This window comes from Tropicimonas aquimaris (genome assembly GCF_042676185.1).
GTDB classification, from domain to species: domain Bacteria; phylum Pseudomonadota; class Alphaproteobacteria; order Rhodobacterales; family Rhodobacteraceae; genus Tropicimonas; species Tropicimonas aquimaris.
The window spans coordinates 89,388-101,311 of the sequence record NZ_JBHTJT010000050.1; the positions used below are offsets into that span (position 1 = coordinate 89,388).

9 protein-coding genes are annotated in these 11,924 nt (G+C 64.8%); 6 read left to right on the plus strand and 3 right to left on the minus strand.

The features are described 5' to 3' along the window. Positions 1-7: 7 nt before the first annotated feature. Positions 8-1,498: a glycerol kinase GlpK gene (glpK, locus tag ACFQ2S_RS20845; RefSeq protein ID WP_386077519.1), complete on the plus strand. Its 1,491-nt coding sequence runs from the start codon at positions 8-10 to the stop codon at positions 1,496-1,498. Positions 1,499-1,520: 22 nt separating this feature from the next. Here the strand turns inward: glpK and ACFQ2S_RS20850 are convergent, their stop codons facing one another. The 3 genes from ACFQ2S_RS20850 to ACFQ2S_RS20860 are packed head-to-tail and all read right to left on the minus strand — an operon-like array spanning position 1,521 to position 4,975. Beyond that, positions 1,521-2,507 (minus strand): NAD-dependent epimerase/dehydratase family protein, encoded by a 987-nt coding sequence (locus tag ACFQ2S_RS20850; RefSeq protein ID WP_386077522.1) that lies wholly within the window; start codon positions 2,505-2,507, stop codon positions 1,521-1,523. Then, complete coding sequence (locus tag ACFQ2S_RS20855; protein ID WP_386077524.1) at positions 2,488-3,168, minus strand: ABC transporter ATP-binding protein; 681 nt, start codon at positions 3,166-3,168, stop codon at positions 2,488-2,490. The genes ACFQ2S_RS20850 and ACFQ2S_RS20855 overlap by 20 nt, the downstream gene beginning before the upstream one ends. 10 nt (positions 3,169-3,178) lie before the next feature. Next, positions 3,179-4,975, minus strand: coding sequence for a hypothetical protein (locus ACFQ2S_RS20860; protein WP_386077527.1), 1,797 nt, complete (start codon positions 4,973-4,975; stop codon positions 3,179-3,181). Positions 4,976-5,071: 96 nt separating this feature from the next. Between ACFQ2S_RS20860 and ACFQ2S_RS20865 the strand changes: the two genes are divergently transcribed. The 5 genes from ACFQ2S_RS20865 to ACFQ2S_RS20885 all read left to right on the plus strand — a co-directional run bounded on the left by ACFQ2S_RS20865 (position 5,072) and on the right by ACFQ2S_RS20885 (position 11,877). After that, positions 5,072-5,899 (plus strand): ABC transporter permease, encoded by an 828-nt coding sequence (locus ACFQ2S_RS20865; protein ID WP_386077529.1) that lies wholly within the window; start codon positions 5,072-5,074, stop codon positions 5,897-5,899. A 61-nt stretch (positions 5,900-5,960) separates the two neighbouring features. Further along, on the plus strand, positions 5,961-7,478 hold the full coding sequence (locus tag ACFQ2S_RS20870) for a glycosyltransferase (RefSeq protein ID WP_386077532.1): 1,518 nt from the start codon (positions 5,961-5,963) through the stop codon (positions 7,476-7,478). 148 nt (positions 7,479-7,626) lie between these two features. Then, on the plus strand, positions 7,627-9,192 hold the full coding sequence (locus ACFQ2S_RS20875; RefSeq protein WP_386077535.1) for a glycosyltransferase: 1,566 nt from the start codon (positions 7,627-7,629) through the stop codon (positions 9,190-9,192). 77 nt (positions 9,193-9,269) lie between these two features. After that, positions 9,270-10,415: a UDP-galactopyranose mutase gene (gene glf, locus ACFQ2S_RS20880; RefSeq protein ID WP_386077641.1), complete on the plus strand. Its 1,146-nt coding sequence runs from the start codon at positions 9,270-9,272 to the stop codon at positions 10,413-10,415. 40 nt (positions 10,416-10,455) lie between these two features. Further along, a complete protein-coding gene (locus tag ACFQ2S_RS20885) occupies positions 10,456-11,877 on the plus strand; it encodes a glycosyltransferase family 2 protein (RefSeq protein WP_386077537.1) in 1,422 nt (473 codons plus the stop codon). The last annotated feature ends 47 nt before the right edge of the window (positions 11,878-11,924 follow it).

Consider the following 11,924-nt stretch of genomic DNA (forward strand, 5'->3'; position numbering starts at 1 on the left):
CAGGACCATGACCCACATTCTCGCCATCGACCAGGGCACGACCTCGAGCCGCGCCATCTTGTTCGACCGCGACATGAAGATCGTCGCCGTCGCGCAGGAGGAATTCACGCAGCATTTCCCGGCCTCGGGCTGGGTCGAGCACGCGCCGGCCGACATCTGGGACACCGTGCTGCGCACCTGCCGCGCTGCGATCGACAAGGCCGGAATCGGCGCCACGGACATCATGGCGATCGGCATCACCAACCAGCGGGAGACGACCCTGGTTTGGGACAGGGAGACCGGCGAGCCGATCCACAATGCCATTGTCTGGCAGGACCGTCGCACCGCACAGATCTGCGAGACGCTGCGCGCCGAAGGCCACGAGGCGATGGTGACGGAAAAGACCGGCCTGTTGCTGGACCCGTATTTCTCGGGCACCAAGCTGAAATGGCTGCTGGACACCGTGCCGGGCGCCCGCGACCGGGCGGCGGCAGGCGATCTGCTCTTCGGCACCGTCGACAGCTTCCTGATCTGGAAGCTGACCGGCGGCGCGGTCCATGCGACCGACGCCACCAACGCCGCGCGCACGCTGCTCTACGACATCCACAAGGGCGGCTGGAGCCGGTCGATCTGCGAGATGCTCGAGATTCCCTCCCGGATGCTCCCCGAGGTGCGCGACTGCGCCGGCGATTTCGGCGAGACGCTGCCCGAGATCTTCGGCGAGCCGATCCCGATCCTTGGCGTCGCGGGCGACCAGCAGGCCGCCACCATTGGCCAGGCCTGTTTCGAACCCGGCATGCTGAAGTCGACCTACGGAACCGGCTGCTTCGCCCTGCTCAACACCGGCGACACGCCCGTCACCTCGCGCAACCGCCTTCTGACTACCATCGCCTACCAGTTCAACGGCACGCCGACCTATGCGCTCGAAGGCTCGATCTTCATCGCGGGCGCGGTGGTGCAATGGCTGCGCGACGGGCTCAAGATCATCAAGACGGCGGCGGAATCGCAGGACCTGGCCCTCGCCGCCGACGATTCGCAACAGGTCATCCTGGTGCCCGCCTTCACCGGGCTCGGCGCGCCCTACTGGGATTCCGACTGCCGCGGCGCGATCTTCGGATTGACCCGAAACACCGGCCCTGCCGAACTGGCGCGAGCGGCGCTCGAAAGCGTCGGCTTCCAGACCCGCGACCTTCTGGAGGCGATGCAGGCCGACTGGCCCGCCGAGGACGCCCGCGCGGTGCTGCGGGTCGATGGCGGCATGACGGCAAGCGACTGGGGGATGCAGTTCCTCTCCGACATCATCGGCGCGCCGGTCGACCGGCCAGAGATCCTCGAGACCACCGCACTCGGCGCGGCCTGGCTGGCGGGAATGGAGGCCGGGCTCTATCCGGACCAGGAGGAATTCGCCAAAAGCTGGTCCTGCGATCGCCGTTTCGAACCGGACATGGCGGAGGACCGGCGCGAGGCGCGCTACGCCGCATGGAAACGGGCGGTTCAGGCGACGATGTCCGCCCGCTAGGTGGAATGCGGCAGCGCCGGCATCACCCCGGCGCGCCCTGGCGAGCCGCGATGCGATCCGCGCGGCCCGCGAGCATCTCGGCAATCCCGGCCTCGAAGGGCATCTCGACCCGGAACCCGATCGCTTTTTCCGCGCGCGTCGGATCGCCGGTGGAATGCCGGATATCGCCGGGCCGGGCCGGACCGAAGGAGATCGGCGCTCGGGAATTCGCCAGGCGATTCACAAGCCTCGCCAGCTCGAGGATTGAAATCCCCTTCCCGGAGCAGATGTTGATCGCGGCAAAATGGCCGGGCTCGGCCCTACAGGCCATCTCCATGGAGCCCCGGAGCGCGCGCGCCACATCGCTGACATGCACGAAATCCCGCGTCTGGCCGCCATCTCCGTTGACGCTCAGCGACAGACCGCTGCTCGCGCTCTCGACGAAGCGGGTCAGCACGCCGGTATAGGGTGAACGCGGCGCCTGGCCGGGGCCGAAGATGTTGAACGGACGCAACGCGATGCAGCGCGCACCGCGCTCCATCGCCGCCACTTGCAGATGCTGTTCGCTGCCCAGCTTGTCGGTGGCGTATGAGGACATCGGGGCAAGCGTCGCAGTCTCGTCGATCGGCAGCGCGGCCTGCTCGCCATAGACCGCCGCCGATGAGGTGAAGACGAAAGGCAGGTCTCCCGCCGCGTCCAGCAGCGCCGCCGTGCCGTGAAGATTGGTCCGGCGCGTCGCCTCGGGATTGCGCGCGCACAGCTCGACGGAGGCGACGGCGGCAAGGTGAAACACGCCGGTCGCGCCCTCGAGCGCCCGGTCGACGGCGACCCGGTCGCAGATATCGCCGCGGATCAGCCTCACGTCCGATGGCAACCGTGTGGGATCGCCCGAAGAGAGATCGTCGAGCACGACCACCTCCGCGCCCGCCTCCCTCAGGAGTCGGCACAGGGCCGCACCGATAAAGCCGCAGCCCCCGGTGACCAGGAAACGTTCGGCCTTCGGTAGGCGCTCAGACTTCGTCTTCTTCATCTTCGGTGCTGTTCATGTTGTATTGGTGGTGCGCGATCGCGTCCTCGACCTTGTCGTAGTATACCAGCTTGCCATTCTCCAGCACCGCACCCGAAGTGCAGATGTCACGCAGCGTCTTTATGCCGTGACTGACGACAATCGCGCTGCTGCGGCCGAGCCTGTCGAGAAAGTACTGCTTGCTCTTGGCGCGGAAGGCCGCATCCCCCACGGCGGTGCTCTCGTCGACAAGATATGTGTCGAAATCCACGCCCATCGAGAGCCCGAACGCCAGGCGGGACTTCATCCCGGAAGAATATGTGCGCACGGGCATGTGGAAATGATCGCCCAGTTCCGCGAACTGGGCGACGAATTCCAGCAGAGCGTCGGTCTCGACCCCATAGACGCGCGCGATGAACCGGATGTTCTGCGCCCCGGTCAGCTCCGAATGGAAACTGCCCGAAAAGCCGACCGGCCAGGAGATGGTTCCGTCGGAGCTGACCATGCCGCTGTCGGCGTTCATCGTGCCGGCGATGATCTTCATCAGGCTCGACTTGCCGGCGCCGTTACGCCCGAGCAGGGCTACGCTTTCGCCGGTCGGGAAGACGGCGTTCACGTTGTCGAGGATCACCTTGCGGCGCCCGGCCGTGTAGAAGGACTTGGTCAGGTTCGTCAGTCGGATCAAAGCACGCGTCCTAGCGGCGGTCCCGGATGCTATAGTAGATCAGCGCCCCGACCGACCATGCAGCCAGCGCGAACAGACCAAACACCCCCAGCAGCATCGAGCGTTGCGGATATTCCGAGCTTTGCGCCAATGTGGGCTGCGTGTAGGCGGCGAGATACCGCGTCTGGCGCTGTGCCTCGGCCTGCGCCGCATCGAGGTTGGCCCGGGCCGCGAGATAGGATTGCTCGGCGAATTCCCGATCCACAATCAGCGATTCGTATTCGCCCACCAGCGAGGAAAACGCCTGAGTGCCGGCGCTGGTCCCGCCGATGCCGATCTTGCTGCGCTCGTCGGCGATGCGGTTCTCGATCACGGTGATCCGCTGCTCCGCCTGACGGATACGCGGATCGCCTTCGCGGGTGTTGTCGAGCAGCAGATCCAGTTCGATCAGGGCTTCTGCCAGCTGGCTTTGCAGAGTTGTCAGCAGCCCCATCTGCCCCTGAACGTCGATCGCCGGATCGACGATCTGGGTGCGGGCTCGGAATTCGGTGAGCTCAGAGCGCGCTTCGCGCAGCCGCTGTTCGGCCAACGCCAGCTCGTCCCGCGCATAGCGCGTCGCATCGTCGCGCGCCACGGCTGTCAGTTTGTTGATCGTGTTCGAACTTTCCTCGAAGATCGCCCGCGATATCGTCTGGGCATCCTCCGGCGTGAAGGCCAGAACACGGGTCTCGATCAGACCCGAGGCACCGTCGTAATAGATCGTGACCATGCGCCGCCAGTAGCTGACAAGCTTCTCGATCGGTGCGTCCGGGTCGATGGTGAAGAACCAGTCATTCTCGGGCTTGGAGTAGAGGCTCCTCAGATCGAGACGCTCATCGATCATCTCCACGAGCGCCTGGCTCTGGATGAATTCGTAGAGGATGTCGGTGTCGGACGTGTCTGCGCCGACGAACCCGGCGATCCCGCCGATGACCTCGGCCGCATTCGCCGCCTCTTCCTTACGCACGGAAAAGCCCATGCTCGATGCATATTGGTCGGCGGCGCGCTCATACAAATACCACCCAGCGACGGCCACCGGCGCGATGACGAAGAGCACGAAACTCAGCATAATCCCGACATGGCGCTTCTGGCGTCGCGCGGCGGGTGCGGGCGGCATCACCGGAATGGGCGGCGCACCGGGGCGCGGCGGCGACACGGTCAGCGGGTCGACCTTGGCGCGCTTGCGGCGACGGCGGCGCGCGGCGCGTCCCCCGTCGCCGGAATTGCCATTGTCCGAATCGTTCGACGCCTCCGCGGGTGCAGCCGGCGCTCCGGCCTTGCCGGCGGACGTATCCGCAACGGGCGTAGAAACCGCCTTGGCGTCCGTAGCGGAACGGGCGGAGACGAACACCGCTCCGGCGGCGGACGGTGCACCGGGATCTGCCGCAACTGCCGTTTGATCGGCCTTCGCGCCCCTGCCCTTGCGCGGCCGGACGACGGCTTCGGCCCCCGGCCCTTCGAGTGCGGCTTCCTTGGCGGCGGATCGCGCCGCCCTCCGAAGCATCCGCTTCCGGTTCCGCTTCTCGCCGGCATCCTCGGAAGAATCGGCAGCGGCCTCCACATTCCCCTGCTCGTCCAAGGCCTCCGAAGCGGTTTCCGACGCGGAATCGTCTGCCGCCGTCCGTGGCTGCGGGCTCGAGGGATCGCGCATCGGCGGTTCCTTGCGCAGCACTTTCAGCACCGCGCCCTCAGAGGGCGCGCCGGCATTGGGCCTTTCGAGCCTGGCGGTGTCTTTTCCGGACGTCGGCGCTTGAGCACTGCGAGGCTCGGCTGCTTCGTTTTTGCTCACTGTTCGTTCCTGCAAAGCAACAAAAGCCATGGTAGACTTTCGCTCCTTCCTACATAGTCCGGCCAGGTTAATCCAGTGGCGCAATCCGACGGCCCTATGACAGACACTTCACCAGACACATCTTCCATCATCCTCGCTCCCGCTTCCCGACCGCGCCCCTTCAAGACCGCGCGCACGGTGCTGGCGCTGATGATGCGCGAGATGCAAACGACCTACGGACGCAGCCCTGGCGGCTACATCTGGGCCATTCTCGAACCGGTGGGCGCAATCGCGATGTTCACGCTGGTCATCGCGGTCGGCCTCAAGATCCGCACGCCCTCGCTCGGCTCGAACTTCCCGCTGTTCTATGCGACGGGATTCCTGCCGTTTTCCCTCGCGATGTCCACCGCGCGAAAGATCTCGTCTTCGCTGAGGTATTCGCGTTCGCTGCTCCAATACCCCGGCGTGCAGTTCACCGATGCGATCATCGCCCGGTTCCTGCTGAACTTCCTGACCCAGCTCATGGTGTTCTTCATCCTGATGGTGGGCATTCACGTCCTGTTCGACCTGTCAACGATCCGCGACGTGCCTGCGATCGCCATGTCGCTTGTGCTGGCGGCGATCTTCGGGCTGGGGATCGGCACGATGAACGCCTTCCTCTTCTCGATCTCGCCGCTGTGGGATTCGGCCTGGGGCATCCTGACAAGGCCGCTCCTGCTGCTGTCCTGCGTGCTCTACATCTTCGAGGAAGTGCCGTGGCAGTATCAGGACGTGCTCTGGTACAACCCGCTTGTGCATATCATCGGAATGATGCGTCGCGGCTTCTTTGCGACCTATGACGCAACCTATGCCTCACCGGTCTACGTGCTGGGTGTGGGGATGGTCTTCCTTGTTCTGGGGCTGTTGTTCCTGTACCGGTTCCACCGCGACATCCTGAACCGCTGACGGCGCGGCCCTCGCTGGCCGCCCCTGCCGTTGCGACATCCCGGAAGGACCGCCCGCGGGCATGAAGATCCTCTACTACAACTGGGTCGACTACCTCGACGATCAGAAGCGGGGCGGCGGAGTCAGCCAGTATCAGCGCAACCTGCTGTCCCATCTGGATCAGCTGAGCGACGTCGAGTGCCTCTTCCTGTCCAGCGGGCTCGCGCATGATCTCCGCAACCGAACGCCGCGCTGGAGCAGGGCAAGGAATGGCCCGGCAAAGGACAGGCATCGGCGGTTCGAGATCGTCAACTCCGGCTGCATGTCGCCGTCGCATCATTCGTTCGACCATCCCGCGCAGGTCTCCGATCCGGCCACCGTTGCGGCCTTTGCCGATTTCGTATCCGCACATGGACCGTTCGACGTCATTCACTTCAACAACCTCGAAGGCATACCGGCCGAGGTGCTTGCGCTGCGGACATCCCTGCCCGGCACGCGGTTTGTATTCTCGCTCCACAATTACTATCCGTTCTGTCCGCAGGTGAATTTCTGGCACCGCGAGACCGCCCATTGCGACGATTTCAATGGCGGCGCGAACTGCGTCGACTGCCTGCCCTTCAAGCCCGACCCTCGGATGATGCGGCTGGCGAACTCGGCGAATTTCACCCTTCAGAAGGGCGGGATCGGGCCGGGCACGAAGCTCTACGACCACGGCGCACGGCCGGCAATGCGGGCCGGCATCAAGGCGATCCGCAAGCTGGCCTCGGCACGCCGCCGCGCGGCAACGGCCGAGGCGGCCTCGGCCCCGCAACCGGCAGCCCGCGACGCGTCGCAACGGGCCGAAGCGTTCCGCGCGCGCAGGGCGCGCTTCGTCTCGCTGATCAACGAGAACTGCGACGCGGTTCTTTGCGTCTCGGACCGGGTCCGGCAGATCGCGCAGGCCCATGGGATCACACCGGGCCTGCTGCACACCAGCTACATCGGCTCCGACCACGCCGCGCTCTTCACCCGCACGGCCCCGAAGGAGACCCTGCTGCGCCCGGACGGCACGGCCAAGATGGCCTATCTGGGCTACATGCGGCGCGACAAGGGGTTCTACTTCCTGCTGAAGGCGCTGGAGACGCTGGACGATGGTCTCGCGGCGCGGCTGCACCTGGTGTTCGCCGCCGCCGGACGCGATCCGGAGGCGCTCGCCACCTTCGACCGGCTGCGGGCCCGTTTTGCCTCGCTGACCTGGCACGACGGGTATCAGCACGACGAGATGGACGAAATTCTCTCCGACACCGACTTCGGGATCGTGCCGGTGCTCTGGGAAGACAACCTGCCCCAGGTCGCGATCGAGATGCACAGCCGTCACATCCCGCTGCTGACCGCCGACCGCGGCGGGGCGCAGGAACTGGGCCGTCACGCGGGTTTGGTCTTTCGCTCCGAGGACGTCGAGAGCCTGCACGGAAGGCTCGCCGAGATCCTGGCCGGCAAGATCGACCTGCAGACCTACTGGGCGGGCGCTATGACTCCGGTTTCGCTCGATGCGCATATTCAGGAGTTGCTCGGCCACTATGCAGATGCGGCGCGCCCGGTGCATTCGGCATCCGGATGAGGCGGCTTGGTGCCGAAAAGGGAACCAACCGGATTGCACCGCAGCGTGCAGTCGCTACACCGAATAAAAACACGACGAGCAGGGCGCGGGGCATCGACATTTCCCGCAGCGCCGGTATCAGGACCAGAGCGATGGCGGGCATTCAAAGATGAAGATTCTCTACTACAACTGGGTCGACTACCTCGACACCGAGAATCGGGGCGGCGGCGTTTCCGTCTACCTGAAGAATCTGATGACGCATCTCGGCGCCAAGGCCGGGGTCGACGTCTGTTTCCTGTCCTCCGGCATCTCCTACGATATCCTCGAGCCGAAACCCCGATGGGAAAAGGTGCAGCACGGACCGCGCAAGGACCGGCACCTGCGGTTCGAGATTATAAATTCCGGCGCGCTGGCGCCCGGGCACCATTCCTTCGGCCATGAAGCCCAGATCGATCATCCGGGCACCGTCGAGGCCTTCTACGACTTCATGGAAAAGAACGGCCCGTTCGACATCGTCCATTTCAACAACCTCGAGGGCATCCCCGCGTCCCTTGTCGGGCTGAAGGAACGGTTCCCCGATACCCGGGTGATCCTGTCGCTGCACAACTATTTCCCGGTCTGTCCGCAGGTGAACCTGTGGTACCAGGAGCGCGAGAACTGCATCGACTTTCAGGGTGGCGAAAAATGCGGGGACTGCCTGGAACGGCAGCCTTACCCGGACGAGGTGCGTCTGGCGAACGCCGTCGCCTATCGCTTCAAGAAGGCCGGGATCGAGCCCGGCAGCTTCCTGTTCCAAAGCGGCTTCGGCCTTGCAGTGCGTTTATGGTCCAAGGCGCTGCGGGTTTCCCGCCGCTGGTCGAAAAGCAGCCGCGACGTGCTGGCCTTTGGCCGCACCTCCCGCGAGGGCATCCTGACGGTCAATGGCCCGCTGAAGCCGGTCAGGAGCTACGCGCAGAAGTTCGGAAACCGGCGGGCTCGGGTGGTGGAGATCATCAACCGGAATTGCGACCGCGTCCTGTGCGTCTCGGACCGTGTGGGCGTGGTTGCGGCCAAGTTCGGGATCGACCCGGGCCTGCTCCAGACCAGTTACATCGGGACCAAGCACGCCGAGCTCTGGGAAAAGACCAGCCCGAAGCAATCGCTGGTGAAGCCCGACGGCACGATGACCCTCGCCTACATGGGCTACATGCGACGGGACAAGGGGTTCTACTTCCTGATGCGCGCGCTGGCCACGCTTCCGAAGTCGCTGGCAGAGCGCGTGCGCGTCGTGGTCTGCGCAAAGTCCGGCGATGAGGATGCATTGCAGCTGATGCACAAGGCCTCGTCCAACGTGAAGGAAATCCTGCACGCCGATGGCTACAAGCACGACGAACTCGACATGCTGCTCGCCGATGTCGACTTGGGCCTCGTGCCGGTGCAGTGGGAGGACAACCTGCCTCAGGTCGCCATCGAGATGCACGCCCGCCACATCCCGCTGCTGACCAGCAACCTTGGCGGGGCGCAGGAACTCGGCAACACGCCCGAGATGGTGTTCCGCGCCAACAGCTTCGAGAGCTTCCACCAGCGTATCCGCGCCATCCTCGAAGGCGAGATCGACCTCGATGCCTATTGGGCCAACGCGATGCCGCCGGTCTCGATGGCAGAGCACGAGGACGAGCTCCTGGGCATCTATCGCGACCTCATCGAAGGCCGCGATCGCACGCTTCCGGTTGCGGAGGCCGCCGCGGCTGAGTAGACCGCTGACGGCCCCTCGCCCGGCGCGATGAGGCCGGGCGAAGAAGGAAACAGGAAAGCGAGCAGATAATGACCAAGATGAACCTGCTGATGGTCGGCGCCGGCCTGTCCGGCGCCGTGATCGGGCGGATGATGGCCGAGGAAGGACACGACGTCACGATCCTCGACGCGCGGGATCACATCGCCGGCAATTGCCACACCGAGCGGGACGCCGAAACCGGCGTGATGGTCCATGTCTACGGCCCGCACATCTTTCACACCGACGACGCCGAAGTCTGGGAGTATGTGAACCGCTACGAGACCTTCCTGCCCTACAAGCACCAGGTGCGGACCACGAGCCAGCAGCAGGTCTTCTCGCTTCCGATCAACCTGCACACGATCAACCAGTACTATCGCAAGACGATGCGCCCCGACGAGGCCCGCGCCTTCATCGAGGAGGTCGCCGACAAGTCGATCACGGATCCGCAGACCTTCGAGGAGCAGGCGCTGCGCTTCGTCGGCCCCGACATCTACGAAGCCTTCTTCAAGGGCTACACGATGAAGCAGTGGGGAGTCTCGCCGACCGAGCTGCCCGCCTCGATCCTGAAGCGCCTGCCGGTGCGGTTCAGCTACGACGACAACTATTTCTTCCACGCCTATCAGGGGATGCCCGAGAACGGCTACACCGACATGGTGGAGCGCATCCTCGACCATCCCGGTATCACCGTCAAACTCTCGACCCGGTTCACGCGTGACATGGCCGAGGCCTATGACCACGTTTTCTACTCCGGACCGCTCGATGGCTATTTCGACTACGAATCCGGCCGTCTCGGCTACCGCACGCTCGACTTCGAGAAGTTCACCGAGACCGGCGACTACCAGGGCTGCGCCGTGATGAATTATGGCGACGTGGACGTGCCCTACACCCGCATCACCGAGCACAAGCATTTCTCGCCCTGGGAAGAGCACGAGGGCACCGTGTGCTATCGCGAGTTTTCCCGTGAATGCGGCCCGGACGACATCCCCTATTACCCGATCCGCCTGATGGAAGAGAAGGCGATGCTGGGCACCTATGTCGAGAAGGCGAATGCCGAAACCGGCGTCACCTTTGTCGGCCGGCTCGGGACCTATCGCTACCTCGACATGGATGTGACGATCCGCGAGGCATTGGACACCGGCCGCGCCTTCTTGCAACATGCGGCAGACGGCACTCGGATGCCCGCTTTCGCCAAGCCGCCGCTCTGACGCCGGCGCGCGCGCAGCGCAACAGGACAATGGGGGGACAGTGACGCCGACCACACCTCTGGGCCAGCACGGACCGGACCCGATGGTTTCGATCATCGTCCCAGTATACAACGTTGCTGACTACATCGGCGCCTGTCTCGACAGCCTGAAGCGACAGACCTTCGAAGACTTCGAGGTGATCGTGGTTGACGACGGCTCCACCGACGACAGCCTCCTGGCGATCTGGAACGGCATCGGGCTCGACCCGCGCTTTCATGTCGTCACGCGGCCGAACGGCGGGCTTTCGGCCGCCCGCAACACAGGCCTTCGCATCGCCCGCGGCGCCTACATCGGCTTTATCGACAGCGACGACCGGATCGCGCCGAGCTACCTCGCCAGCCTGCTCGGGGCGCTGGTGGAGACCGGGGCGGACTGGGCAGCCTGCGGCGTGCGATTCTGCTTTGCCGACGGCGCCGAATTCGACCACCCGGCGATCCATGGCCGGACCCATCCCGCCGTCGACCATTCTGGTCCGGCAGTCTTCCGCCTCGACGACTGGTCGGACGTGATTCCCCATTTCCCCTCCGCCTGGAACAAGCTCTATAGCCGCGAGCTGATTGCCGGTTTGGAATTCGTCGAGGGGATCTATTACGAGGATCACCCGTTCTTTTACGAATGCGCCCGACGGACCGATCGGTTGGCCTATGTGCCCGAGCCGCTCTACTTGCAGACCCAGGGGCGCGAAGGGCAGATCACCCGCGAGGGATCCGAGCGGGTGTTCGAGCAGTTCGACGTTCTCGAGCTGATCGACAGGACCATGGCCGAATCATCGCGCGCCGGGCGGGAGCGGGCCATGGCGCGCATCGCCACGCGCCTTGTCTTCGAGCGTTCTCTGGCAATCTCCGACAGCGACTTGCGAGCGCGCTTCGCGGAGGCGGGTCAGCGCTATTTCAAACGCCGCGGCCTGACCTACGATCCCGACTGGGACCGCGACATCGGCCGACTCTGGGGATTGCTGATCTCCGGAGAGCTGCCGCTGGGCATCGTGTTGCGGGCCGAGGAACCGAACGAGCAGCTGGAACGCACGCTGGCCTCGCTGGCCCGTTCGCCGTTCCGTGATTTCGAGACGTTCGTGCTGCACACCGAAGGCCCGGACGACGAGGGCGCGCGCCACGCGGCCCTGCTGGCGGCCACGGCAGAGACCAACCGCTGCATGGTGTTGCGCCATGCCCCGGACGCCGCATTGCCGGCTCTGGAACAGGCTGTCACCGCATCCAAGGCCGCGTTCCTGATGTTCCTGACCGCGGGCGACACGTTGCCGGAGGACTGGACGCTCGGCGACACGCTCGAATGGATGGTTCGCAGCGAGGCCGATCTTTGGGCACCACCGCCCGAAACGCAGGCAGGCACCTTCCCCTATCCGGTGTTTCGGCGGACCTATCTTCGCGATGGAACCGCCGGTTCGTCCGCAACACATGGTTGAGTCCCGGAGGTCGATTGTGCCTGTGTTCCCTTTGTGGTCATAAGGCG